22 protein-coding genes are annotated in these 25,471 nt (G+C 56.3%); 5 read left to right on the top strand and 17 right to left on the bottom strand.

The features are described from left to right. The 8 genes from HY17_RS10875 to gmd all read right to left on the bottom strand — a co-directional run. The coding region (locus HY17_RS10875) for a hypothetical protein (RefSeq protein ID WP_034766530.1) at positions 1–739 on the bottom strand (739 nt) is incomplete at its 3' end. Positions 740–874: 135 nt separating this feature from the next. After that, entirely contained in the window at positions 875–2,107 is a 1,233-nt protein-coding gene (locus tag HY17_RS19970) for a glycosyltransferase family 4 protein (protein ID WP_197020267.1), read from the bottom strand. A 52-nt stretch (positions 2,108–2,159) separates the two neighbouring features. After that, positions 2,160–3,455 carry a lipopolysaccharide biosynthesis protein gene (locus HY17_RS10880; RefSeq protein WP_034766532.1) on the bottom strand — a complete coding sequence of 432 codons (1,296 nt, stop codon included), beginning with the start codon at positions 3,453–3,455 and terminating at the stop codon, positions 2,160–2,162. Further along, complete coding sequence (locus HY17_RS20730) at positions 3,455–4,153, bottom strand: sulfotransferase family 2 domain-containing protein (RefSeq protein WP_081813102.1); 699 nt, start codon at positions 4,151–4,153, stop codon at positions 3,455–3,457. Before HY17_RS20730 ends, HY17_RS10880 begins: the two co-directional genes overlap by 1 nt. 39 nt (positions 4,154–4,192) lie before the next feature. Beyond that, a complete protein-coding gene (locus HY17_RS10890; protein WP_034766535.1) occupies positions 4,193–5,158 on the bottom strand; it encodes a UDP-glucuronic acid decarboxylase family protein in 966 nt (321 codons plus the stop codon). A 1-nt stretch (position 5,159) separates the two neighbouring features. Then, positions 5,160–6,482 carry a UDP-glucose/GDP-mannose dehydrogenase family protein gene (locus HY17_RS10895; protein WP_034766536.1) on the bottom strand — a complete coding sequence of 441 codons (1,323 nt, stop codon included), beginning with the start codon at positions 6,480–6,482 and terminating at the stop codon, positions 5,160–5,162. 269 nt (positions 6,483–6,751) lie between these two features. Beyond that, positions 6,752–7,726 (bottom strand): GDP-L-fucose synthase, encoded by a 975-nt coding sequence (locus HY17_RS10900; protein WP_034766537.1) that lies wholly within the window; start codon positions 7,724–7,726, stop codon positions 6,752–6,754. A gap of 1 nt (position 7,727) precedes the next feature. Continuing rightward, on the bottom strand, positions 7,728–8,846 hold the full coding sequence (gmd, locus tag HY17_RS10905) for a GDP-mannose 4,6-dehydratase (protein WP_034766538.1): 1,119 nt from the start codon (positions 8,844–8,846) through the stop codon (positions 7,728–7,730). Between the two features lie 648 nt (positions 8,847–9,494). On the opposite strand from gmd, the gene HY17_RS10910 reads away from it, so the two are divergent. Next, positions 9,495–10,223, top strand: coding sequence for a DUF4393 domain-containing protein (locus tag HY17_RS10910; RefSeq protein ID WP_034766539.1), 729 nt, complete (start codon positions 9,495–9,497; stop codon positions 10,221–10,223). Positions 10,224–10,264: 41 nt separating this feature from the next. Here HY17_RS10910 and HY17_RS10915 read toward each other — a convergent pair whose 3' ends face one another. The 8 genes from HY17_RS10915 to HY17_RS10950 form a co-directional block, all read right to left on the bottom strand. Beyond that, entirely contained in the window at positions 10,265–11,974 is a 1,710-nt protein-coding gene (locus HY17_RS10915) for a hypothetical protein (RefSeq protein ID WP_034766540.1), read from the bottom strand. Between the two features lie 177 nt (positions 11,975–12,151). After that, positions 12,152–13,405: a glycosyltransferase family 4 protein gene (locus tag HY17_RS10920; RefSeq protein WP_051599986.1), complete on the bottom strand. Its 1,254-nt coding sequence runs from the start codon at positions 13,403–13,405 to the stop codon at positions 12,152–12,154. Continuing rightward, positions 13,402–13,830 (bottom strand): hypothetical protein, encoded by a 429-nt coding sequence (locus tag HY17_RS10925; protein WP_034766541.1) that lies wholly within the window; start codon positions 13,828–13,830, stop codon positions 13,402–13,404. The genes HY17_RS10920 and HY17_RS10925 overlap by 4 nt, the downstream gene beginning before the upstream one ends. A 350-nt stretch (positions 13,831–14,180) precedes the next feature. Continuing rightward, positions 14,181–15,401, bottom strand: a complete 1,221-nt coding sequence (locus HY17_RS10930; RefSeq protein WP_233348761.1) for a sugar transferase — start codon at positions 15,399–15,401, stop codon at positions 14,181–14,183. Positions 15,402–15,555: 154 nt separating this feature from the next. Beyond that, positions 15,556–16,062, bottom strand: coding sequence for a transcriptional activator RfaH (locus HY17_RS10935; RefSeq protein WP_034766542.1), 507 nt, complete (start codon positions 16,060–16,062; stop codon positions 15,556–15,558). A 382-nt stretch (positions 16,063–16,444) separates the two neighbouring features. Further along, a complete protein-coding gene (locus HY17_RS10940) occupies positions 16,445–16,918 on the bottom strand; it encodes a hypothetical protein (protein ID WP_155843608.1) in 474 nt (157 codons plus the stop codon). Positions 16,919–17,039: 121 nt separating this feature from the next. Then, on the bottom strand, positions 17,040–17,807 hold the full coding sequence (locus HY17_RS19975) for a metallophosphoesterase family protein (RefSeq protein ID WP_197020269.1): 768 nt from the start codon (positions 17,805–17,807) through the stop codon (positions 17,040–17,042). Between the two features lie 108 nt (positions 17,808–17,915). Continuing rightward, a complete protein-coding gene (locus tag HY17_RS10950) occupies positions 17,916–18,977 on the bottom strand; it encodes a hypothetical protein (protein WP_155843610.1) in 1,062 nt (353 codons plus the stop codon). A gap of 588 nt (positions 18,978–19,565) precedes the next feature. Here HY17_RS10950 and HY17_RS19450 point away from each other — a divergent pair. The 3 genes from HY17_RS19450 to HY17_RS10965 are packed head-to-tail and all read left to right on the top strand — an operon-like array spanning position 19,566 to position 23,409. Next, the gene (locus HY17_RS19450; RefSeq protein ID WP_197020270.1) at positions 19,566–20,810 is read left to right on the top strand and encodes an SUMF1/EgtB/PvdO family nonheme iron enzyme; all 1,245 of its coding nucleotides are present in this window, start codon (positions 19,566–19,568) and stop codon (positions 20,808–20,810) included. 35 nt (positions 20,811–20,845) lie between these two features. Beyond that, a complete protein-coding gene (locus tag HY17_RS10960) occupies positions 20,846–22,006 on the top strand; it encodes a hypothetical protein (protein WP_034766546.1) in 1,161 nt (386 codons plus the stop codon). Then, on the top strand, positions 22,006–23,409 hold the full coding sequence (locus tag HY17_RS10965; protein WP_034766547.1) for an O-antigen ligase: 1,404 nt from the start codon (positions 22,006–22,008) through the stop codon (positions 23,407–23,409). The genes HY17_RS10960 and HY17_RS10965 overlap by 1 nt, the downstream gene beginning before the upstream one ends. A gap of 85 nt (positions 23,410–23,494) precedes the next feature. Here HY17_RS10965 and HY17_RS10970 read toward each other — a convergent pair whose 3' ends face one another. Next, positions 23,495–24,679, bottom strand: coding sequence for an integrase arm-type DNA-binding domain-containing protein (locus HY17_RS10970; protein WP_034766548.1), 1,185 nt, complete (start codon positions 24,677–24,679; stop codon positions 23,495–23,497). 284 nt (positions 24,680–24,963) lie between these two features. Between HY17_RS10970 and HY17_RS10975 the strand changes: the two genes are divergently transcribed. Further along, entirely contained in the window at positions 24,964–25,467 is a 504-nt protein-coding gene (locus HY17_RS10975; RefSeq protein ID WP_139068914.1) for a DUF6538 domain-containing protein, read from the top strand. The last annotated feature ends 4 nt before the right edge of the window (positions 25,468–25,471 follow it).

Here is a 25,471-nt window from a genome sequence, read left to right on the forward strand (position 1 = left end):
AGGAGCCTTGGCCTGTCTTTACATAGTTTCTGATTTCTCCAACCTTGTTGAGAATTACAGTGCCGACGATTAGTAGCGCAATTATTGCGAGCCGTGGTGGCGTCAATCGGCGAGACAGGTACCATCCACCCACAGTGAGTACGATCAGATCGAACAGTTGTTCGCGACGAACTCCGCTAAGTACTGAGAGAATTATTGGCATGGCAGCGATTGCAGCAACGCCAATAGCTATCGGCCAGCGAGTGCGAGCGAACACTAAAACCGCAAGGCACAGGGCCATGCCATTACAACTCCAGAAGAGAGAATACATCGTAATGACGCCAGTCCACTCACCTCCCATGTTGGAGGTGTCTATTCTCCCGATCATCAGATTGCTTAATTGGCCGACAACGGACAGTCCGAAAGCAGCAATCAAAAGCCTCTCATGATCAAGTTTAGGTATTTTAGCATTTGCGGTCGCCATTTGGCGTTTCTTCTTTCGCTGAAGCCCGGCGTGAAAGCCCCAGGCAATCAGCAAATAGCAAGCTGAAACATACAGCCAGAAAGCGCCACCTCCGTATTGATTTTCTGATGATGTCTCTAACTCAATTCCTTGAGGGACTACCCAGGCGAAACCTATGAGAGCGGCCAATGTAGGAAACTCATAAACCCCTTTCCCCGAATAAATCCCACGTATAGCCAGCCACGCCAGCACAACGACCAAGACTAGAAATTCGAGGTGAAAGTTGAAGTTGGTCAAACTTGAAACACTTAATATTGCTCGAATGAGCTATCAAAGTCGCTCAGGTGCCAATCGACAGCGGAATTGTCGAGATATGCAGTTATTGGGAATAAGGGCGCGTTGTTGATTGTCGTTTTCTCTGGCTATTGTCAGCTATCTTTTTGGCGCTTCTGCAAGTGGCTTACAGGTCGAAGAGATCACTTGTAGCGCGAAGCGTTCCCAAGTGAATTGTTTTGCGCGTTCCCTTGCCGCCGCACCCATCTTGTCTCTTACCTTTCGATTGTTCACGATGGATCGAATAGCTTCGGCAAGTTCTTTGGGGGCTCGTTCAGATACAATAAGACCATCTATACCGTGACGTACAATCGAACCGGCCGCGGCCGTTGTAACAACCGGTACGCCAACTCCTAGTGCTTCTGCCGTAACACTAGCAGAGCCTTCCGCCAATGAAGGAAGAACAAATACATCGGCACGAGCCATTTCATTTGCCATTTCTGAAGGGCCGAGATGTCCCAAAAAATTCAGATCTATTGCTTTTGGATGATTTCGTACTCTCGCTGACACATTTCCCGCCACGAACACTTGGCAAGCATCCTTAAGTAATGTTGCCGCTTCAGCGAGGTAGTGAATGCCCTTTCTCAAGTTTGCTGTTCCAGCAAAGTAGACTCTCCCAGGCTCGGGCTGAGCTTCTAAACCCAACCATTTTTGATCGACAGCATAAGGACAAATGATGGTCTTTTCAGCAGCCACTCCGTAGTTTTTTACAATATCGTCTCTGACGAATTTCGAGGGACAAACGAGTAGGTCAGCTTCTGTCAGCAAAGCGGAGTGACGTGCCAATACATCGTCTCTGGAGAGCAACTTGGGAGTGGCGTCTACCCAGTCTGGAAAATTCATTGCTTCTTTTGCGACAATCAAATCCGCTGATGGTGCAATAAACACGTCACCAATAATTTTAAGGCCCGCTCGCTTTGCGTGACTTAGGAAGCGTCCTCCTTCGCCAAACATAGAATAGATATGTGTGGCTCCAAGAGTTCCTGATTGAACCATTAGGCTTTCGGCAATTGCGTTGCGAACGAAGTAACCTGAATGTTCTGATTGGGCGTCTGCGATAAATTTGCGTGCTAGTTCGCCAGCAATGGTTGCTGTTCCCCACGAGTGCACAAAATCTTCAATTTTATTCGGCGGAGTTCGGCGAGCGAGCTGCTTAGATAAATACTGTCTGCCAATCTTAGTTCGTGACAGTTGGCGGCCTATGCCAGTTGTCGCTGTAAGGTCCGTGTATAAGCCGGCGAGGGCGCCCGCGTTGAAAAATGCTTCTGGAATGGCATAGTTATGTCTGGCGCCATACTGAACCACAAGGAAGCGAGGGGGATCGATTGTCATTGTATCGGTATTGTGCGGCATGAATTCAATAGGTCAGCATGCGGAGAATAACTCAGTTCGATTGATTTGATCGCGCGAGAATGAACACATCCGGACGAATAGATGTTTGGCGCCACAATGCGATACCTAGAATTAGACCGTATATACTGAATTGCACCCCCGATCCTATTGCGGCGCCCAAGATTCCAATATGAGGCACTAGGCTGATACTCAAAGCCGCATTGATTGCGATGACTACAGCCGTAATAAGCAAGAGAGTGCCATCTGATCTCGTTGCGCGTAGCAGTGGTATGGTAGGGCCAAACAGGCTTCGCAATGCAAGTCCTAAAACTACCACGCAATACGCTGGAAGCGCATTGGAAAAGTCTGGTCCGTACAGATTCAGATAAAATGGTGCAACAAAAATGGATGCTATCGCCGCTATGATCGTAACGATTGCTCCGGCATAGGCCGTCCGGGTGGTATTTTTTTGAAACTCTTGTTTGTCACCGGCGGCATAGAGGCGAGTGAGTAAAGGTTCCGCAACAAGACCGCTTGCGCCATAAAAAAAGTTTATAACCAAGGCAGCACGAGCGGCCGCGTAATAGTGTGCTACGTCCTCAGGGCTGGTTAACGCTGTTAATATTAGGACATCGATCTGAGTCGTCAGGTTGATCAGGAATTGCGTGCTTGCGAATATCCAACCAGTTCGAAGCATCGAAAGGTGGCGTTCCGACCACCAATCTGACCGCAGAAATGAGAGCCCTTTGGTTAGGGGCTCGCCTTGCCAAAGCAGAAAAAAAGTTACGATCGCTGTAGAAGTGCCAATTATCTGAGCGTACATCGGGAGCGCGCTGGATGGCGTACTTATTAAGGAAAGAGCGAAGAGTGCCAGTAGTGCCGATGCTGGGCGAACGACGTCATTGATCAGACTCGCTAGAATAACTTTTTCATGTGCGGAATAGATCGAAGCAAATACCCCTGCAGCATTACCCGCCAGGCAGAAGGCAATGATAATGGACAAGGAATGATTGTGAGTGAAAATGGCCCCTCCGAGGGAGACAAGCAGGATCCCATTTAATAAGAGCAATCCTTGCGCAAGTGGGGGTAATGAATGACGATCTCCGCTTCCTCGACTCGCGGATATTTCTCGTTGAAGTAGCGCAGGCAAGCCGATGGAGGTTGCAACAGTCAGCAATCCCGCGACGGCGAAGAATGATACATATTCTCCAAAGAATTTTGCGCCTAAGAGTTGAGCGCCGAAGATGCTGAAACTTAGGGAGAGGCTGGTCGCTAACAACCTTAGAAATGTTGCAAACCCGGCCCGTTTTATTTGATCGATCGGAAGGTGGCGAAGTGATTTGGGCATTAATATGTGTACCCAAACGTTTCAATGTCGGCTCCAAAGGCGGCTTCTACCAACTTCTTCGAATATAGAGAGTAGTAGTCATGATAACTCCGTACTCTGCCTGAAGCCCCCTGTCTTTTTATGTTCGTTTCGGGTATTCCGAGCAGTCTGGAGAATTCACAGAAATCTGCATCCAGGGATTCAAATCTCAGTACGTGGTCTATTGCTATATTTCCGAATTTGTTTCGCATATAATCAAGTTGGGGGCGACGGTGAGCGCGCTCGTTGTGGTCCTTGAGCGGCTTTCGCAGCCAATCCTGTAGGTCTCTCTCAAAACCTGCGTGCCGCTCGACCTCGTCTGCTGCGTTCGCCCATTGCGCGGGGTAAAAGTGCATGATGGACGAAAGCGCACGGTCGTAAGGATTTCGTACGACACAAAACGACGTATAGCGACCGTCAACCGGTAGTAGTCCGAGAAGTTCCATCTCCACATAAGTGAGGTGTTGGGCAGCAAAGGCGTAGTCCAGCGTTCCTATCAAGAATTTTTGAGAAAAGCTTGGGGCGGAATATCGTGCAAGAGCAATTGCTCCACGATTTAGTAAGTTTCGGCGGCCATGGTGGGGGCTGCCTCGCTCGGCCAATAAGGCGCTCTCTATTGACCTTCCAGCATTCTTTGGGATGTGGACGAATAGGCACTTTTGATCTTCGAATATTGGCATCAATCGACTGCTTGTATCACTGCTGCTTTCATGCGGATCTCAGGACGAGATTGGATTGTTTTCCGCGATCTCGTTCCGGAAATACTCGATTGTTGGCTTCAGGCCTTCTGCGAGCGGGATGGTCGGCTCCCAGCCAAGCGCAGATTTCGCTTTTGCAATGTCCGGCTGGCGCTGGCGCGGATCGTCCGACGGCAGCGGCCGGTGCACGATGCCGGACTTCGAGCCTGTCAGCTCCAGCACGGCCTCGGCCAGCTGGAGCATGGTGAACTCGCCGGGATTGCCGAGATTGATCGGGCCCGTGACGTCGTCATCGGAGTTCATCAGGCGGATGAGACCGTCGACCAGGTCCGAGACAAAGCAGAAGCTGCGGGTCTGCTTGCCGTCGCCATAAAGCGTGATGTCGTCGCCGCGCAGGGCCTGCACGATAAAGTTTGAGACGACGCGGCCATCGTTCGGATGCATGCGCGGGCCGTAGGTGTTGAAGATCCGGGCGACCTTGATCTTCACGTCGTGCTGGCGGTGATAATCGAAGAACAGCGTCTCGGCGCAGCGCTTGCCCTCATCATAGCAGGAGCGGATGCCGATCGGGTTCACATTGCCCCAGTATTCTTCCTGCTGCGGGTGCATGTCCGGATCGCCATAGACTTCCGAGGTCGACGCCTGGAGGATCTTTGCGCGGGTTCGCTTGGCGAGGCCCAGCATGTTGATTGCGCCGTGCACGCTTGTCTTGGTCGTCTGGACAGGGTCGAACTGGTAATGCACCGGGCTTGCCGGGCACGCCATGTTGTAGATCTGGTCGACCTCCACGAAGAGCGGGAAGGTCACGTCATGGCGCATGATCTCGAAGCGTGGATTTTCCAGTAGGTGCGCGACGTTGGAGCGCCGGCCAGTGAAGAAATTGTCCACGCAGAGGACTTCCGCGCCGGATTCGAGCAGGCGCTCGCACAGGAAGGAGCCGATGAAGCCGGCGCCGCCGGTGACGAGAATTCTTGGGGCGTAATGCAATTCAGGGCTCCAGATTAATAAGTGGACGGCCGATGGACGTGTAGGCAAAGCCTTTGGTGGCCATGTCTTCGGGCGAATAAATATTGCGCAAGTCTACTGCGACGTTGCTCTTCAGGGCAGCCTTGATGCGCTCGAGGTCAAGCGCGCGGAACTGGTCCCATTCGGTCACGATGACGAGGGCATCGGCGCCCTCGGCAGCCTCATAGGCATTCTTCGCGAACTGGATGTCCTTAAGCAGGTGGCTGGCCTCTTCCATCGCTTCCGGGTCATAGGCCTTGATTGTCGCACCGGCCGCTTGCAGTGCCGGCAGGATGTCGAGGCTCGGCGCATCGCGCATGTCGTCGGTGTTCTGCTTGAAGGCGAGGCCCAGCACGCCGATCGTCTTGCCGCTGACATCGCCGCCCATGGCCGCGATCACCTTGCCGGCCATCGCCTTCTTGCGGGCTGCGTTCACCTCGACGACCGTGTCGACGATGCGCACCGGGCTGCCATGGTCGTTCGCGGTCTTGGTCAGGGCGAGGGTGTCTTTCGGGAAGCAGGAGCCGCCATAGCCCGGCCCGGCATTGAGGAATTTCTTGCCGATCCGGCCATCAAGGCCAATGCCGCGGGACACTTCCTGGACGTTCGCACCGACCTTCTCGCACAGATCCGCCATCTCGTTGATGAAGGTGATCTTCACAGCAAGGAAGGCGTTGGCGGCGTACTTGATCAACTCAGACGTCCGGCGGGCTGTGAACAGGATCGGCGTCTCGTTCAGGAACAGCGGACGGTAGAGTTCCTTCATCACCTCGCGGGCGCGCTCGTCCTCAGTGCCGACGACAACACGGTCCGGAATCTTGAAGTCCTTGATGGCGGCGCCTTCGCGCAGGAACTCCGGATTTGACACAACGGCGAAGTCGCCGTCCGGGCGCGTCTTGCGGATGATCTCTTCCACCTCATCCCCGGTCCCGACCGGCACAGTGGACTTGGTCACGACGACCGTGAAGCCATCCATCAGCTGGGCGATCTCTTCAGCCGCGCCGTACACATAGGAGAGGTCTGCATGCCCATCGCCGCGGCGCGACGGGGTGCCGACGGCAATGAACACAGCATCGGCACCGCGAATGGCTTCGGCCGGATCGGTCGTGAAGAACAACCGCTCTTCCTCGACATTCTTGGCCACCAGGTCATCGAGGCCCGGCTCGTAGATCGGCATGATGCCGGCCTCCAGTTTCTCGATCTTGGAAGCGTCCTTGTCGACACAGGTAACCGTATGGCCGAAGTCCGCAAAGCAGGCGCCGGAAACCAAACCAACGTAGCCTGTGCCTAAAATGGTGACTTTCAAATTCTGACTCTACTTAAATGTTTTTAAAACAATGTGTTGAATGAGGAATGCTGCCCGATCCGGGGTCGCGCGCACGCGCGCGAGGGTGTTTCAGTTATTCCCATTTCCAATTGCTATCTGTCTGCCCTGGGTAGCTCGCCCGATAACACCGATCCCTGATTGAATTGCTCGGCGCTGTTCGCGGCTTTGCCGCGGCGCCTGCGCCTGCGCGTTGCTTGTGGGGGTGCCAGGCCAGCGGGTGCGGGAGGGATGTTGTTTGTTGGGGCTGTTCACGTCCGCACCGTTTCGGCATTTTCGAGGAACCATTGATAGGTATCTTTCAGGCCATCCTCGAGGCTGATCGTGGATGACCAGCCGAGCGCTTTGAGGCGTGAGACGTCCATCAGCTTGCGCGCCGTGCCGTCCGGCTTGGTCGTGTCCCAGGCGAGCGTGCCTTCAAAGCCAGTGACCTTCGCAATCGTCTCGGCAAGCTCGTGGATCGTGCAGTCGGCGCCCGTGCCGACATTGATGTGTGACAGCATCGGATCGGTATTGGCGTCGTAAGCGGCCTTGTCGAGATTCATGACATGCACACTCGCCGCCGCCATGTCGTCGACATGCAGGAATTCGCGCATCGGCGTGCCGCTGCCCCAGATCGTGACGCTCGGGGCATTGGCGAGCCTTGCTTCATGGAAGCGCCGCATCAGGGCCGGAATGACATGGCTGTTCTCGGCATGGAAATTATCGTTCGGCCCATAAAGATTGGTCGGCATGACCGAGCGGTAATCGACCCCATACTGACGATTATAACTCTCACAGAGCTTGATGCCGGCAATCTTGGCCACCGCATAGGGCTCGTTCGTCGGCTCCAGGACCCCGGTCAGCAGCGCGTCCTCGCGCATCGGCTGGGCCACAGCGCGCGGATAGATGCAGGAGGAGCCGAGGAAGAGCAGCTTCTTCACGCCACTGGCATAAGCGCCGTGGATGATATTGGCTTCGATCATCAGGTTTTCGAAGATGAATTCGGCCGGATACGTATTATTGGCATGAATGCCGCCGACCTTTGCTGCGGCGAGATAGACCTGGTCGATCGCTTCGCTCTCGAAAAAGCACCGGACAGCCGCCTGGTCCGTCAGGTCAAGCTCTGCGCGCGTCCGTGTGACAATCTCTGCCCCGCCGGCCTTTTCCAGCTGGCGAATGATTGCCGAGCCGACCATGCCGCGATGGCCGGCGACGAAAACCCTGGGTGCGCCTGATCCGGTCATCTCAATTCTCGACGGCGATCGGCACAGAAAAGCCGTTCGCTTTGAGGTGGGCATGGCGCCGGGCGTCTTCGAGGTCGCAAGCAACCATTTCGGCGCACATCTCCTCAACCGTGATTTCCGGCACCCAGCCAAGCTTTTCCTTCGCCTTGGATGGATCGCCGAGCAGGGTTTCAACCTCCGCCGGGCGGAAATAACGCGGGTCAACCCGGACAATCGTGTCGCCGACAGAAAGGGCAGGCGCCTTATCGCCGTCGATGGCGGCGATACGCGCCGTCTCATTCACGCCTTCGCCCTCGAACTGGAGCGTCAGGCCAAGCTCGCTGGCGCTCATGCGGATGAAGTCGCGCACGGAAATCTGCTTGCCCGTCGCGATGACGAAATCTTCCGCGCTCTCCTGCTGCAGCATCATCCACTGCATGCGGACATAGTCTTTCGCGTGGCCCCAGTCCCGCAGGGCATCCATATTGCCCATATAGAGGCAGGGCTCCAGGCCATAGGCGATATTGCTGAGGCCGCGCGTGATCTTGCGGGTCACAAAAGTCTCACCGCGCCGCGGGCTCTCATGATTGAACAGGATGCCATTGCAGGCATACATGCCATAGGCCTCGCGATAGTTCACAGTGATCCAGTAGGCATAGAGCTTCGCCACCGCATAGGGACTGCGCGGGTAGAAGGGGGTCGTCTCTCTCTGTGGAGTCTCCTGTACGAGGCCATAGAGTTCAGACGTCGAGGCCTGGTAGAAGCGCGTCTTCTTGTCGAGGCCGAGCAGGCGGATCGCTTCAAGCAGGCGCAGCGTGCCCATGCCATCGACATCGGCGGTGTATTCGGGCGATTCAAAACTGACGGCCACATGGCTCTGCGCGCCGAGATTGTAGACCTCGTCCGGCTGCACTTCCTTCAGGATGCGGGTGAGGTTCGAACTGTCCGTCAGGTCGCCATAATGGAGGACGAAGCGCTGGTTGTCCGTGTGCGGGTCCTGGTAGATGTGGTCGATCCGCTGGGTGTTGAAAGAAGAGGCCCGGCGCTTCAGCCCGTGAACTTCATAGCCCTTTTCCAGGAGGAGCTCTGCGAGATAGGATCCGTCCTGTCCTGTCGTGCCGGTGATCAGGGCTTTTTTCAATGAAGTGTCTCCAATTGGTTCGTCGTCAGCAAAGCGGTCGCTTTAAAGGCTTCAGGAATTGCATTGCGATGGCGTGAAAGCTCTGGGCTGCGCTTCGGGGACTTCTGAAGGAGTTCCGTGCCCGGATGGAATGCTCGTACAGAGAAAATTGCCGCGCCTGCAACAGGCGCTGCCTGGGGGTGGGTGTCACGAAACTGAAACATGCCACGTTCAGGCAAAAGCTACCGCACTGGACCTGCCGACATGGCAACGACCCCGGATGCACTCTTCCCCATGCCATGTTCGATAGGCAGGCCCGCCAGAGCTGTCAATCACACTCCGCCCGGTGGGGTGAAAAGGAGGGGACTTCGCGTGTTTGGTGATCCGGCACGCGCATTCTGATGCCCCGCTGCGCGTCAGTTGGACACCGGCGGGGAATGTGAGGCAAATCGCGCCTGATGCGCTTGAAACGCCTCAGACCATGAGGGTAATTCAGAAAATTCCCCTCAGAGGCGACTGGGCATCTGGCTCGTTTTGGTTTATATTTATGCAAACGTAGAGTGAGTAAGGTAGATGGCGACCAGGGGCCCAGATAGAAGGGTGGGAAGGGGGCGAAGGCCTCTGCATTCGTCCGCAGGACAGGTTCCTGCCGGGCGCGCACTTTCACCTGTGAGCGGGCTTGCCGGAAGCAGGCCTGCGGGTAAAAGTCCCGGCATCAGCCAGTTTCCGCTTGTTTCTCCCCAGGAAATTTCCGGTGTCATCGCTGAGGCATCCTCGGAAGTCTGGGACCTGCAGCGCATTCACGACTTCGTCGCAACCTCGGTCGGCGAGGTTCTCAGCCGCCGTAGTGTGCCGCGGCGCTACATAAAAACGCCCAGGCTCGAAATCGCCGTGCCGGCAATCGAAGCCATGCGCTATTGCAGTTTCCGTAAGGAACTCGTCTGCCTCATCGCAGCTTCCATGGACGAGCGGTTCAGCCACCGGGCCCATCCAGCCTTCGTCAATATTCTCCGCCAGCTCACCCAGGATGAGCTGCGCCTCCTGACGCTGATGCCTCCCTCAGGCGAGGTTGTGCCGCTGGCACATATCCATGCCCAGGATAGCGAAGGACGGACGCTCTCGATCCGGCGAAACCTGCTTCCGGAAGGCCTTTCCGGTCATTGTGAAGTCCGCGAAGCCGTTCCGACCTATATCGACAATCTCCTGCGCCTCCAGCTGGTTGCCGTGCCCGGAGAGGCCCGCATTGCCACTGACGAGCCCTACAAGGACATCCTGAAGGAGCCGGCTCACCAGCGGGCCCTGCAGCAGGCAGCCCAGGTCGGCAAACCCCGGGTGGTCAAGAGCGCGCTCATGCTGACCAATCTGGGGGAGCACTTCAGTTCGGTCTGTCTTTCCTGATCTTTTCTGGCCTGATTTTTGGCCGGATCTTGGGGGGCTTGTTATTCGGCAATGCATTCCGGTTTCGGTCTCGACGCCGCGATGCCACCGGCGGTTTTGCAGGCCCTGCGCCATTCTCCTTCGATCATGGCCTCGCGCTGGTCGTCCGGCATATTCTGGTCGAGATCGATGCGGGTCGTCAGCGGGAACTTCGCGCCTGCGGCCCGGTCAGAGGTGCAGGAAAAGCTGCAGGCAAAGGACTGCCAGGCAGCCGGAAGCGACTCTTCCAGATCTGCATTGTTCGGTTCGGTGGTTTCTGGTCCTGCTGGCTGGCGTTCCGGTTCGGGTGCTGCCGGAGCTTCAGGAGGGCGCGTGGCGGCGGTGATCTCCACCGGGGTTTGCCGGGGTGCGCTCTGAGAGCCTGCCGGACTGTCCGGAATAGCCGAAGCTGCGGCGGACCTGTCCTCCGCTGGCTTTGATTGGGCCGGTCCCAGCAAGTCAATCGACAGGACACCATCCGCATTTGCGGACCAGGCGATAAGCAGGTCTTCGCTTGCAAGCAGGCTCACATTCTGCCACTCGCCATGCGTCTGCAGCAGGTCGGTGTCGAGGCGCGCACCGATCCTTGAATATTCTGTTCTCTCCACACCGGTCACCTGCGGGCACAGAAGACTGATCGTGGCTGGCCCCGGCCAGAGCTCGCAGGATTTGCCTGAGCTTGAATCTGCTTCCGACAGTTCAAGATCAAGTTCCGGGCTTCCCACCGAATTGACACTGAAGAGGTGCCCCGCCGGCGTCATCAGCACGAAAACGGAGCCAAGCGCATCGACCGCAACAGAAGCGACCGACTGATCTGCATTGGCCTGCCAGGTCCTTCGCCAGGCTTCCCCGCCTTCCTGGTCGAGCGTGATGAGGACGGTCTGGTCCGCTTCTTCAAGGACGATGAGGAATTCATCAAAAGGCGACGTGGCGATGAAGGCCCGGCCTGAGGTGTCAGAGATGCGGCGTGACCAGAGCTTGTTGCCGATTGTATCGAAATAGATCCCTTCCATGCCGGCGTCGTCGCCAAGCAGAACGAAGGCGCCATCGCCGGAGCGCGGCAGGGTGATCCGGACAGGATCCGGATGATTGGCAGACGCGCTGGCAAGTGTCTCGGTCCAGAGCGTCTGGCTATCGGCAGAAATCTTCTGAAGCAGGAGGCCGTCTGCCTGCCGGGAGACCACAAAGAGTTCGCCTGATGGTGTACGAGAAATCGCCTGCAGACGCCCGGCTGGCGGCAACCAAAGCCGTTTGCCTGAGAATGTTCGGCCGTCAGAACCTGGCACGAGCAGAAGCGCGCGGTCGCGAGCCGGCAGGGAGGCGGCGTCTTTCAGGTCCGGGATGAGAGCGAGCGCCGGGGTGTCCGCGGAACCCGCTGGAAAGACTGTCAGGCCTGCAGGAACTGTGACGGAGGAACGGACGCCAAGCGGTCCGGGCGCGTCATTAAAGATCGCGGATGTTTCAAGCGGCGTGACACCATCTGCGGAAACGCCTGAATAGATGTCCGAAATGGCCGCCTTAGGAACAATGCGGGCTGGGCCGATCTGGGGCGTAAAATACCAGCCCGCTGCCAGGGCGGCGACAAAAGCGCCAAGCGAGGCCAGAATGATGAGCCATCTGAAGCCACTGGAATTCCGCACTCTCCCGGGCGGCTCATAGGTCACTTGGTGGGCGGCAGAGTCTTCATCTGACGTGGAGCCATCATCCTCCGGCATCTGCTGAGGGTAAGACATGCGCCCACAACTCTTGCACCGGAAGCCGCCTTCATGAGGCTTCATCTCCGCGAGACAATCGGAACAGCGCAATCTGTACTCCTTGCCGCTTGCCTCGCGGCGCGGCGCATTGTTTACGACAAGTTGCCAAGGGGAGCGCAGTTCCGGCAGGAATTCAAGCGCGCGATACTTCGCTGCTCAGGTCTTTTCCTGATTCATGGAAGACAGCGTGTCGGCCCATTTGCGGAAGATCGCCTGCCGGCTGGCATTCGCGTCCAGCCAGGCACGTGCATTCTGTCCGAGACGGTATCTCTGATCCGGATCCTGCTTCAGCTCTTCGAGAAACGCGGCGAGACCGCGCCAATCGCCGGGCGCAAAGACAGCGCCGGAATCTGCTGCTTTCACAATCCTGCCGATCTCACCCTCCGGATCACCGATCATGATAACGGGGCGGGCGACCGCGGCAATTCCGTAGAATTTTGAAGGTACGATAAGGCCCTCAAGACTAGGCTTCAGGCTTACCCAATGGACGTCCGGTACACTGAGCGACTGGGCGAGACGGCTTTCTGGCTGGTAGGGCCTGAAGGAAAATGATCTGAGGTTTCGCTTCCAGGCGGCTTCTTCGATGATCGTATTCGCATGGCCGCCGCCGACGAACAGAAATTTAATTCCCTTGTCCTGATGCAGCGTGCCCGCCGCATCGAGGAGGGTTTCATGATCATGGGCCCGGCCGAGATTGCCAGAATACCCAATGATGAAGTCGTCCTGGTCAAACCCCCATTCTCGTCTGAGGTCTGCTGTTCCGGGAGGGCTCGGAGACATTTCATCGTCGCGGGCAAAATTTGGAAGGATCGCGATGCGGTCGGCTGAAATTCCCTCCGAGATGATACCTTCTTTCATCCGTGAGCCGATGGTGATGATCAGATCGGACTTGTTCAGGGAGTGATTTCGGAGTGCTTTCAGGCCGCGCCCGATCGGGCCTCGAGCCAGCGAAACACCCAGTTCAGCCGCGACTTCCGGATAGAGGTCCTGAAGCCAGTTTGCGCGGGACGCGCCTTTCAATCCTGCTGCGAGACCAATGGAGATCCCGAGCAGGGGGGGGTCGGTCTTTGCGATGACAAGATCGCCGCGGCGCGTGCGCTTCATCACGCTGAAAAAACTGGAACCATAGAAGGAGAGATAGTCGAGTACGCGTCCAGCAAGGTTTGACCGGCCGAAGCGGGACGTCCAGGTGCGGTGGATCCTGACACTTCGTGAACTTTCATGAGGGGCCAAGTCTTCTCCGCCGCCGGAATAGCGCGCCCTGGAAGTGATAATGTGCACTTCATGTCCTTGATCAGCGAGCGCTTCGGACACCTGGGTCAGGATCTGGGAAGTGGCGCTGTGGTCGGGCCAGGCGAAACGATTGACGAAGAATATCCTGCGGGCCGGCACGGGGCTGGGGTCAATCATTTCCTGTCCATCATGCTCCGGGAAACCAGTTCGGCTGGCAGGATGAGATCGCCTTCGCGTGCTCGTGTCAGCCGGCTGCGCATTTCACCTGCAATGAGACAGGCCGGCACGGTGAGCAGGCCTGCAAGATTGGCCATAAGGTCGGCGATATCACGCGAGCGTCCGAAATATGGCTGGGCTGCTTCAATGATGGCGCTCTGGGCAAGCAAAGCGAGGAACAGTACCGGGAGTGGCATTCGCGGAAAGGCGACCATGCCCACAGCGCACAAGGCAAGATAGGCGAGGAAATGCTTTGCCTTGTCCCAGATGATGAAATCCAGCCAGCCGGAGCCCGGTTCACCTTGTCCGGCGAGCGACAACCAGATCAGTGCAGCGAGGAGAAGAATAAAAAGAAGTCTCGCGGACCAGAGAATGAAGCTGTGCATGCCTGTCAGCTTTGTATGTGTTGATGAGGGGAGAAAGCCCGGGACGTTTTCTTGCAGCGAAAACCAGAGAAATATTTTCTGATAGGTTCCCGATCTGGCTCCCGGAGTAGGTCGGAAGCGGCGATCCCGTCAAGGGCGATCCAGCTCAATAGTTGAAGTTGCATGCGGGAATGGCGTGATTGATTGAAAATTACGCTCATCTTGCCGAATTGTTGCTTCTTGGGGGCGGGAATTCAGATGAAGCCTAATGTGCGCTGTTCCTGCGTTTGTTCATGCAGAAGTATCCGTAGGCAGACAGATGACGTGTGGGTCAAGTGTGCCGGTATGTCCATGGCCGCCTGAAATAGGGCTCACCTCGCCCCAAAGCCTGTTAGCATCACTTTGATGGTCTGGATTACAATCAAGACGTCGGTCCAGAGTGAGAAATGTTTCACATAGTAGAAATCGTATTCGAGCTTGCGCCGGACATCGTCGACGCTGGTGACATGACCCTGCTTGACCTGCGCCCAGCCGGTAATGCCAGGACGAACGATGTGCCGGTAGCGATAGAACGGGATTTCGTTCTCATACCACTGGGATAGCTTGATCGTTTCAGGGCGAGGCCCGATCCAGCTCATCTGTCCAAGCAGGATGTTCACGATTTGCGGAAGTTCGTCGATACGCGTCTTGCGAATAAAATGGCCGATCCCGGTGATACGGTCGTCATCCGTTTTGGTCATGTCCCGTCCCTTGTCGGAAGGGATGTCATCCTCCATGCGCATAGAGCGGAACTTGTACAACATGAACGGTTTGCCGCGATAGCCGGTGCGCACCTGTTTGAAGATCGCAGGTCCTTTGCTTTCGAGGCGGATCGCAAGACCAATTAGCAAGAGGAACGGCACAAGAACAACCAGCGCGAGGGCAGCAAAGAAGGCGTCCACATATCGCTTGGCCGGTGAATAGATCGAATCCGGGGCCAAGTGTCCGAATGTGTTCTCGGAAAGATGATTGATCCTGACGCGGCCCTCGAGGGATTCCATGAGCTGCCGATCGCTGAAAATACGCCGGCCCTGAATAGCTTCTTCGGCGAGGTAGCGTTCCCAGTCGTCGGAAAGGTCCGGATCGTTGAAATCCACAACCAGAGGCATGCCGCGGGCCTTGGCTGCAGCGTCAGTGGATTTTACGAGATGCCAGCGTATGCCGGGAAGGCGTTCCAATCTCTTGTAGATACGAGGGCAGACGACTCCGAGTTCAGCAGTTCGAAGCCGCGCCAGCAGGAATGTGAGGGTGTAGAACCAGACCATTATCATTGAAAAACTGAGCAGGAACTGGGTCCGGCTGTATGTCAGTCTCAACGCAAAGAACACGGCAAAGATAGCCATGTAACTCGTCAGAAAGGCTGGCAGTATATTGGCCGTCGCGCTTGCACCAGGCAGGGCGGTAACTTTCCTGAAGAACAGGTAGCCCAGAAGCAGTGCTGCGATCGTGCCGTAAAGCGTATTGTCGTAATTGGCGATCTGGTCCGGGAACCGTTCCAGGCTTCCACGAAGAATTGCTGGAATTACGACCGCGACGATCAGGCCGCCACCCAACTGGTACCGAATACGTGATAGCCGGTGCGCTACTCCTGCGGCGAACGTAGACCCAGCGCGTTCGGCCAATCGATCGGCTGTGCTCACATCTATGAAGTTCATATTTGTGTCCCCAAGTTCGCCGTGGATCCCCACCCAGTCGGCTGCTTTTCACCTACGCGGTCTTCACCAGATCTTCCCGGTCAATTTCGATATTCACGCTGCGTGTCGTCATCTGCAGGAGCACGATGGCGCGATTGCCTTCCGACAAACCCGCAACGCGTCCGATCCACTGATCGAATGGTCCCGATAGAATGCGGACAGTGTCGTCCGGTTTGATGTCGTCCTGAAAGGCAACAAAGCCTTTTGAAGAGAGCTGCTTGAGGCGTTCGACCAGGCCGATTTCAAGCCGGGCAGGTCTGTCACCCAGGCGGACAAGGCGAGAGACGCCGATCGTGCTGTCGATCGCTTGCCAGCGCACAGATGCAGGATCGAATTTCGTGAAGACATATCCGGGAAAGAGCGGACGCAAAGTGTGCTTCGTGCGTCGCTGCCGGGTCAGCCGACTTGAGCGTAACCGCGGCAGAAAGGTCTCAAATCCTTGTCGGGAAAGATGGCTGCAGGCAATTTCTTCCCGCGAAGGATGCGTTTGCACGACGTGCCATCCACTATAATCTACCATAATCCACACCCACGCCCGTCATCGGGACTTTTATTAACAGTATCGAAAAAATTTCACCCCGATCTTCAGCATTAGATAGAAAATTCATACAGACTGATGAGTCAATCAAAGATTTATGAAAGTCTGGAGGAATCCCCAATTGGATGAAGCGAAAGGAGCGCGGATCGTGTAGTAGTGATTACACTTGAGTACAGCACTGGGGATGCCGAGTAAGGATCCAAAATTCTTCGCCTGCCTCTCCGGTGCAGCAAACGTGACCGTTGTTTGTGCAGAAGGCCGGATCGTGAATACCCCCATCGACCAGACTGGTTTTCGTGATCCAAAAGCAAAGAGGCGAACCGACCGGCTCGCCTCTTTATCAGGGGGGAAGTTCAGGAAAGGATCAGGGGCTGACAGGTTGAACCGGATCGCCCTGGCCGTTTCCGCCGCTGGCTGCAGCCGCACCGCCAGATGCCAACAATGCCAAGCCAAGAAGCGCCGGTGTGCCGCCGACACCACCGCCGCTCGCGGCGATTTCGTAGCCACCGATAACTTCAGTGCTGGCTAATTGGGTCGGGGCACTGTTGCAGGATTCCGAGCCAATGGAGAGCGAAGACGCCTTCGGCAGTTCAACCGTACATCCGTTGAGGTTCAGAGTGGTGCTACCATTCGTTCGCGTGAACACGAGATCGCCATCAAATAGCGCATCGCCTTCCTGAAGACGATAAGTCGTGTTTCCGCGAAGGATCAGAACGGAATCGATCGGACCGTCTGTCACAGTAACGGTGCCGAGGCTGCCAGATGTCTCGTCTGCCTGAGCGGTGCCAGCCATAAGCAGGGCCGCAGCCGCAACGGCCAATGAAAGTCGAAGTTGCATACAGGTCCCCTCGTTTGAATAGGTTTCCGCTACCACAGTGAGTATTAACTGTACACCCGGTCCGCGTCCGATTTGTGACGAAATACGCCTGGAACGCGCAATTTTCAGGCAGCGGCGTTTACTATACGGACTCGAAAGACGGGTCTGCCGCGCCTTGGTACTGAACAAACTCCGTATGATCGTCCTCGATACAGATCGCGGTCAGCAATCCGGAACGATAGGCACCGGTGTCTACTCCGATACGGTTGTCGCGCTGTTCTATATCAACTGTTACAGAATGCCCGTGAACGACCATAAATTCATGCTGTACGTCACTGGTCAGAAACTCCTTTCGGATCCATCGCAGGTCCCGGGAGCTCTGTTCGGTGAGCGGCAGGCCGGGTCTTATGCCGGCATGCACGAGCAGGAAATCGCCGAAGCGAGCGCTGTCGGAGAAGCTTTCGAGGAATTCGATGTGTTCGAGAGGGATGTGAGCGGATAAGATGCTCTCGACTTGCTCAGCGGGTTGTCCGAGCAGGGAACCTGGCTCCACGCCATAGGACCTGACGCACTGGTCTCCGCCAAGCGCGACCCACTTCCTGAGTGTGTCTGGATTCCCGGACAAACCCTGCAGGAGCATCTCCTCATGATTGCCTTTCAGGAAGACCAGATTTGCGCCGATGTCTGGCGGTTGCCGGAGAAACTCGATTACACCGCGGGAATCCGGGCCGCGATCGATCAGGTCTCCGAGCATGACGATGGTTGTCTGGCGTCTTGGGCGTGACGTGTTGTGATCCCCGATGGCGTCGAACAGACCTTCGAGCAGGTCGAGGCGTCCATGAACGTCACCAATTGCATAGCATCGTTTGCCGGGTGGGCCTTTGTGGCTTCCGCTTCTGACTCCGCTCAAAGACTTTGGCTTACGCCCGAACATGCCTCGTCCCCAACCAAGGTGTGACACCGGAAGATAGCAAGCCGGATCCACCGGGGAAATACCCGCCGGGCCGGGTAGTCCCTGTCAGGGGGCCAGGACGCAGGAGCGGCCGTAAATCATCGGATGCAAGCCGGCTATGTAAGTCGTTCTGGGGCGAAGTGCCGGAACTTCTGGTGCGGGCGCGGGAAGATCTCTGCCGTTTGAGGCGTGAGCGACGTGTGTCGCAGCGATCGACGCAGCTTTATCCAGTTTGTTCGATCCGGACAGTTCAATAAAAACTTCTTCGTGATGCTGCCACACTTGGCTGATCATGGTCGGTGTTGAAGAAACTGTTTCCGCAGGTTTTGTTGTGAGCAGGGCTGGTGTGGCCACAGGCGCAGCGGTTTGCTCTTTGAAAGCATCGACTTCCTTGAGGCTCTCACGCCAGAGTTTTGCTTCCCGGCTGTCACTTGCCCTTGGAGGTGGAGGACGGCGTGAGTGGTTGGGGGGCCAACCATTGGCATGTGCCAGTTCGTGGCAGAGTGTGCGGGCATACCAGCCCCCGTCACTGAGTGCACAAGGATTGGAGATGGTAATCAGGGCGCTGTCTGCACAAGCGATGACTCCTGACCCGCGATCATCCACAAACTTGGCCCCGCGCTCTGCACAGCGATATTCAATCATTCCAGGCGCTGCGAATTCGACCGGGACGATCCGGTCCTCCTGTTCGCGCTTTTGTGCGACAGGCGTGCTCGCAACTGTGTACCGGCTTGCCTTGGGGAGTGTGGCAACATCTGCTTCCCAGCTGGCATTTGTGAGCATGGCAGAGCGTGGATCCGCTTTCGCACTGGCCGGCTGAAGGGAAACCGGTTCCGGTTTGTCCTGCTGGGCAATTTCAAACTGCTGGCAAAGCGCTCCTGCAAACGCGCCGCCGGTAAAGGTCATGCAAGGATCCGGCATGGTCACCAGCTGCTCGTCGGCGCATGCGCCGGCATTGAAGCCCGGCAGTCCTAGAAATTTTGATCCTCGCTCAGCGCAGCGCATGCCCACCATCGGCGGTGGCACGAACTCCACAGGCACGGTGACATCTCCTTCATAGAAGGAAGGTGGCGCGGCAACATGCTCAATCGCCTGAACCGAAATACAAGCCGGCAGGCTGATCAGCATGAGCAGAAGCAGGCACAGCTTCTTCTTGAGGTGTTGTACGCCAGACATGCGGTTTCTCCGTCACTTCACATTCGCATAAAAGCAGAATGAGATTTGAACGGCGTGTAAGTCCGCAGGGTGATTGGACTGAAGCGTGTAAGGAATTGTAAACCACTACTTTCGTTTGAAACTCTGGGATCGGTGGCTTGTCATGGCGGGCGGGTCCCGGTAGCTGCGAAGAGGCCAAGCGGCTGTGCCACAAGTATTCGCTAACCATACTGTTAGCAGTTGTTGGCAATCCTTGGTTGTGGTGGTGCCAGCCCATTCAGGGCAACAAAATTGGGATCGACGGGATCGCCGTTGCTGAATTGAGCATACGGAATGGCATCTGGATCGGAAGAGGGAAGACATCTAAGCGTGAAGCCGAAATTGCGCCTTATCATCCTTTCTGTGGCGGTCGTTTTGCTTCTTGCTGGCGCTGGCTTTATTCTGTGGCAAAACAGGGGAACCTTTCAACCAGGCCTATCTTCTTCGGCCGAGAGTGATCAGAAGCTGGCGGACGTTACCACGGAGGAAATCCCGGCAACTGAACCCACACATGATGCCGACTTGGCAGATCAGTCAGAAAACCCTTCGCTTGCTGAGGGCTCCGATGCTGCGCCAAACTCTTCAGAACCAGATGCTGACCAAGTCTGGGAACAGGTTGCCACCGATAACCTGACCTCTTTGCGCGCATTCCTGCAGGAATTTGGAGAGAGCGAGCATGCGCCCGAGGCCCGGTCCCTGATCCAACGCCTCGACGACGCGGCATGGGAGCGGGTTTCTGCATCCGATGGCCATGCGGCGCGGATTGCTGCGGCGGAAGAGTATATCGAACGCTTTCCGGACGGCACGCGGACGACAGAGGCTAACCAGCTTTTGGCATCTGACGAAGAAGACACTGCCGAAGCGAGTACCGTGAACCATCCGCCGCCCGGAGCTGATACCAACCAGACAATCGATCCGCCGATCGAAACTGCAGATGCCGATGAGATATCGGAGACCCCTCCAGTTGATGCGTCTGCAAAAGAGGACGTTCGTCCTGAAACCACTGTTGCAACCCCGTTCCAGGATTGTCCTGTCTGTCCCCAGGTGATCGCGGTTCCGGTAGGCGAGTTCCTTATGGGGGATGTGTCAGGAGATGGAGATGCGGATGAATTGCCTGTTCACAAGGTCTCAATCGGTGGGTCTGTGGCAATCGGCGTTCATGAAGTGACATTTGACGAATGGGGCGCGTGTGTCGCTGATGGGGCCTGCTCCTATGAGCCCGATGACATGGGCTGGGGTCGCGGGCGCCGGCCCGTCATAAATGTTTCGGCATCAGATACAGATTCATATCTGACCTGGCTGTCAGGCAAGACGGGATACCGGTATCGGCTGCCGTCTGAAGCGGAATGGGAATATGCCGCCCGGGCAGGAAACTTCGAATCTTATGTCGGCCGCACAGAGGCCGACATCTGCCAATACGCAAATGCGGCGGACGCCTCCAGTAAATACCGTTGGCGCAACCAGCTCTGTGAAGACGGGTTTCCCGACAGGTCCGCGCCTGCCGGATCCTTCACGGCAAACGCATTCGGGCTGCACGATATGATGGGAAATGTCTGGGAGTGGACCGCCGATTGCTGGCACGACGGGTATGGCGCGTCGCCTACCGATGGTGGGGCCTGGACAGAGAACTGCGATAAACCGGACCACATCCTGCGCGGCGGTGCATTCAGTGTGGATCAGACCAAACTTCGTGTGTCATACCGCTATTCCTATTCCGACAAGCGGTTGCCATTCTTTGGCTTCCGGGTTGTGCGCGAAAACCCATAATTCAGGTTCACCGTCGACGCTGTAGAAGGCCGATTATGATTGTCTTGAGGATGCTGCTCGGTGGGATCTGGAGCGTTGCCCTTATTGCGGCGATTACCTTCTGCTGGGCAGATTTGACATCCGGAACGGCACCGCAAAAGGTTCATGATGTCCTGCCATTTCACGCTGGTGCGCTTGAGCAGGTGCTGAGAAGTGAGGTCGAGCAGCAAATCGCAAATAAGGAATTTGTTGCCGATACTGTTGGCGGCCAGCTCAGCGTAAAGGCGCCGCTCGTGGAATGGTCTTTCATCGAATTCGCGTTGCAGGCCAATTCTGAAGGGCGCGATGAAGATGCCGAACAGCTCATGCTGGCTGCTTATGACCGCAATCCGCGAAATCTGTTCACGCTTGGTTGGCTCGCACAGATCGCGTTTGCTGAGGGCCAAGGCGGCGACGCGCTTGGCTGGCTCGATCGAATGGTCGCCATCGATCCCCGTCTTGGGGGAGATGTCGGTCCGGTCGCGCTCGACTTCGTTTTCGCGGACGGTGGCGTGGCGATGCTTGAGCAGCTGCTGCGCAATGACCGAAACTGGACGCATGGGATCGTCCGTGAACTCAATAAAAATTCCGATGACATTCCTGTCCTGATCGAACTCAATCGGCTGGCGCCTGGCCAGCAGGACGCGTTCATTTCGCGCCTGTTGAGAGAGCGCGGGCCGGAAGTGGCGTTCATCGCATGGCTTTCCTTGCTGGAGGAAGGTGATGCCTCGAACATATCCTGGCCAATTGATCCGGCGTTTTCAGGCATTGACCTTCCGCGTCCATTCAATTGGGCACTGGATCCGAATGGTACGGAGATGATGAAAGAAGGCGGGCTCTATGCGATCTATTTCGGACGCGGGCGGCCCTCCTTTGCCCGCCAGACCATGATGCTGAGGCCTGGAAATTATAGCTTCGTGACAGAGTTTTCCGGACGCACGCAGGAAAGTGCGGGTCGGCTCGTCTGGGAGATTTCCTGTCTTCACGCTGCTACCCCCCTTGCGAGTCTGAACCTCGAGAACCCGGCCGGGGAAGAAACTACCGCCACCACAGAGTTCGTCGTGCCTGCACAAGAATGCGCGGCTCAGCAATTGATACTCAGGGGAGTGCCGGGTGAGTTTCCGGCACGGGTCGGCATCACGACCCGCTCAGTCCATATCGGAAGTCCGGAGCCTTAATGTTTCAGTTCGGACATATCACGCGCAAGCTCGGTGATTGGATATTGCCCATCTACCTCGTTTTTGGCCTGCTGGCCGGAGGATCGAGTCGGGAGGGCATTCTTGCAAACGGGGTTCTTCAGGCGGTCGGCGCCTGTATTCTGATCTGGTGTGCTCTGGATAATAGACTCCCCGGACCCGACAAGCGCGCGCGATGGTTCGTCTGGTCAGCGGCGCTACTGATGGTCTTTCTTGTGCTCCAGCTCGTACCTTTGCCGCCGGAGGTCTGGACTGAACTTCCGGGGCGGGACTTTATCCAAGAGGGGTTTGTTCAACTCGGTCGGGATGAGCTTCCCTGGATGCCATTGTCGTTGACGCCGCAGGAAACGGCTGAAGGTCTGCTCCGGTTCATTCCGCCCATTGCAGTTTTTGTGCTCACCTACAAAACCGCTTCACGGCGCGAAGAAAATCGCGTGCTCTTTGTCCTGATCTCCGTTGCGATTCTGAGCGCCGTATTGGGGATGGTCCAGATATTCGACGGGCAAGACTCGGCCTTCTATTTCTGGGAAATTACCAATAGGGGGCATGCGGTCGGTCTGATGGCCAATGCCAATCACCAGTCGATCTTTCTGGTGTCTGTTCTACCGTTTTGCGTGGTCTATTTTTCGAGGCTGAAAATTCACGCCGATATGGGAGATGTTGACGCAGGACAGTTTCTGTTTGTCTCCCTGGCCATGCTCCTGCTTGTGATCGGAATCATTATCGCCGGGTCTCTCGCAGGTTACATCCTGTTGGGGCCCGTCGCGGCGATGAGTTTTCTGCTGTATCGGGGCCGGAAAGTGAGGGGGCTGGATGTCCTTGCCGGCCTGGTCGGAGCGATCGCTGTGGCGGGGCTTGGCTGGTGGCTCTCCTTCAGTCCGGTGCTTCCGGCACTTGGAGTAACCAGTTTGTCCGATACCGAACTTGGGCGATTGAATTCCTGGCGTCTGACCATGGCTTCGGCGTCTGACTTTTTCCCGTTCGGGTCTGGCTTGGGCAGCTTTGAACAACTCATCCCGCTCTATGAGGATCAGGCGGCGATAACCGGCAGATTCCTCAATCACACTCACAATGACTATCTGGAGGTGTGGTTGGAACTCGGCGCGCTCGGCGTCGTATTGATGTTCGTCGTCCTTGCTGCTTTTCTGCGCCTGTCCTTCGCCGCATGGATGAGTGATGGAGGTGAGCGCCTGCGGATGAAGAAGGCCTCATCCATCACCGTGTGCGCTATTTGTCTTCATTCGATCGTCGATTATCCTCTTCGCACTGAAGCGATTGCGATGCTCGTTGCCTTAGCGCTCGGCCAGCTCGCTACTGATTCATTGAAGCGACAACGGCGGGCCAGTGAGCGTGATGCGGCCAGCTCAGCTCATATAATCATATAAAGCACGAGTGCCGGACAAACTGACCTCCAGATGGCTCAGGCTCAGCTTTATCGCAGCAATTTAAATGCGCTTGGAAGAGTTCGTCCTAGCCTGTTACTTGTTCCTCGATGAATATTGCCCAGGCATCCATCAGCTTACGGCGCTTCTCCAAAGCATCGCCTCTCCTGTATGCTCGCTCTGCTTCGTTCCCGATAGAATGAGCAAGAGCTTGTTCAGCAACTTCCCTTGGGAAAGTAGTCGTTTCACCTGCCCAGTCGCGGAAACTCGAACGAAAGCCATGAATCGTTGCGTTCTCGATTGCCATTCGTTCAAGGAGCTTCCTGATTGCTGTTTCGGAAATTGGACGTTTGGGCGATTGGCCGGGAAACACAAAGTCAGACCGTCTGGCGCCTTGAAGCGGCGTCAGCACTTTCAATGCGGCCTTGCTGAGCGGTACTCTATGTGATTTGCCCGCTTTCATGCGTTCAGCTGGGATGGTCCAGATACCAGTCTCCTTGTCGATCTCTTTCCAAGTTGCTTCACGCGCTTCGGAGGAGCGCGCGGCAGTGAGGATCAGGAATTCCAGAGCACGCGCTGCCAACGCTTCACGATCGCGGAGACGCGCCATGAATGCTGGTACATCCTTGAAAGCCATGGCTGGGTGATGCCTGCGAGGCTTTTTCTGGTTCGGCAAAAGCGCAGAAAGGTGTCCGCGCCAACGTGCCGGATTTTCACCGGACCTCAGGCCTTGCGCTTTTGCGGCATCCAGAACCCGCTCGATCCGACCACGAAGTCGCCGGGCCGTTTCTCGTTTGGAGTTCCAGATCGGCTGGAGCACATCCATGACGTGATGGGTGTCGATGTCGCTGATATCGACCTCCCAGAGCGAGACGCCATACTGACGAAGAGTGTTTTCCCATTGCTGACGGTGCTTCTGGTTGCGGAAGTCTGTCAGGATGTTTGACAGAAATTTTTCAGTGAATTCACCGAACGCAATGGAGTCCTCAGACCCGTCTGAGCCATTCAAGGCATCACGTGGATCTCTGGGTGGTTTGGACGCGAGGTATGCGCGTGCCTCTTCGGCCAGTCTTCTGGCGTCTGCCAAGGAAACGGCAGGGTAGGGACCCAGGCCCAGTTCGGGCCTCTTGCCGTTCCAGCGATAGATAAACAACCAGGATTTAGCGCCCTTATTGCTGATCTGAAGCCACAGGCCGCCGCCGTCAGCGAGGCGGCGTTTCCCCTTAGCATCCTTCACCTGCTTGGCTGTAAGGCGATTGAGAGTGACAGCCATCGTTCTTGGTCCCGCTGAAACCAACCCCGCCATCTACCCCGCCACGTTAACCGGCTTGGGGTGAATTGTCACGAACGGTGGCGACTTCGATTCATATAAAAGGTAAATAAAACAGTGCCTATATGAATACCGGCGAACGTTTGTGCACAAAACTGCGGCGGACTCTCTCTCCGCCAGTTTTCTAATTACTTCAATAAATACAGAAGCCTGCTGCTGTGGGCACCGTCGTGTTCCCGCGACTGTCACAATACACTGTCACAATTGGCCATTCAGGACGCTGGTCAGTGACCCGCCGTCGTGTCCCTTATTTGATGCTGCGTGGAACGACTTATCAGGTCCGGCTACCCATTCCGAAGCGCATGCACGACCTGTTCGGGCGCAAGGAAATTCAGCGCTCTCTGCATACCCGCGACCCTTCAGTCGCGCGATGCCTGGCTCTTCAAGCCGGTTCCCGGTTCATAGATTTGTGTGATAGCATCGTGGCCATGGGTGAAGTGAGTGAAAGCGACATCAACAAACTGATCGATGGGTTCTTCAGAACTCTGGTGGCAAACCACTCAGTTCCAGACCCAGTTGAACCTGGTGCTTATGATTGGGATATGAACCGGCAGTCTGCCGCCGCAGAAGAAATGCAAGCTGAACTAGCCGCTATGGCTGCCCATCGAGACTATTCCAGCGACATCAAACAAGAAGCCTCCAATCTGCTGGATGCCATAGGCACGGAGCCGGCTGACCTAACAAAGTGTCCCCCGTCAGCGACCATGAGACAGATCGGGAAAATTGCTTAAGGAG

Source organism: Hyphomonas sp. CY54-11-8 (genome assembly GCF_000682735.1).
In the GTDB taxonomy this organism is placed as follows: domain Bacteria; phylum Pseudomonadota; class Alphaproteobacteria; order Caulobacterales; family Hyphomonadaceae; genus Hyphomonas.

Excerpts from the sequence above, each read along its gene's own strand:
- HY17_RS19970 (WP_197020267.1), bottom strand. The coding sequence starts at position 2,107 with ATGACAATCGATCCCCCTCGCTTCCTTGTGGTTCAGTATGGCGCCAGA.
- HY17_RS10880 (WP_034766532.1), bottom strand. The coding sequence starts at position 3,455 with ATGCCCAAATCACTTCGCCACCTTCCGATCGATCAAATAAAACGGGCC.
- HY17_RS20730 (WP_081813102.1), bottom strand. The coding sequence starts at position 4,153 with ATGCCAATATTCGAAGATCAAAAGTGCCTATTCGTCCACATCCCAAAG.
- HY17_RS10900 (WP_034766537.1), bottom strand. The coding sequence starts at position 7,726 with ATGACCGGATCAGGCGCACCCAGGGTTTTCGTCGCCGGCCATCGCGGC.
- HY17_RS10915 (WP_034766540.1), bottom strand. The coding sequence starts at position 11,974 with ATGTCTTACCCTCAGCAGATGCCGGAGGATGATGGCTCCACGTCAGAT.
- HY17_RS10920 (WP_051599986.1), bottom strand. The coding sequence starts at position 13,405 with ATGATTGACCCCAGCCCCGTGCCGGCCCGCAGGATATTCTTCGTCAAT.
- HY17_RS10925 (WP_034766541.1), bottom strand. The coding sequence starts at position 13,830 with ATGCACAGCTTCATTCTCTGGTCCGCGAGACTTCTTTTTATTCTTCTC.
- HY17_RS10935 (WP_034766542.1), bottom strand. The coding sequence starts at position 16,062 with ATGGTAGATTATAGTGGATGGCACGTCGTGCAAACGCATCCTTCGCGG.
- HY17_RS10940 (WP_155843608.1), bottom strand. The coding sequence starts at position 16,918 with ATGCAACTTCGACTTTCATTGGCCGTTGCGGCTGCGGCCCTGCTTATG.
- HY17_RS10950 (WP_155843610.1), bottom strand. The coding sequence starts at position 18,977 with ATGCTGATCAGCCTGCCGGCTTGTATTTCGGTTCAGGCGATTGAGCAT.
- HY17_RS10960 (WP_034766546.1), top strand. The coding sequence starts at position 20,846 with ATGATTGTCTTGAGGATGCTGCTCGGTGGGATCTGGAGCGTTGCCCTT.
- HY17_RS10965 (WP_034766547.1), top strand. The coding sequence starts at position 22,006 with ATGTTTCAGTTCGGACATATCACGCGCAAGCTCGGTGATTGGATATTG.
- HY17_RS10970 (WP_034766548.1), bottom strand. The coding sequence starts at position 24,679 with ATGGCTGTCACTCTCAATCGCCTTACAGCCAAGCAGGTGAAGGATGCT.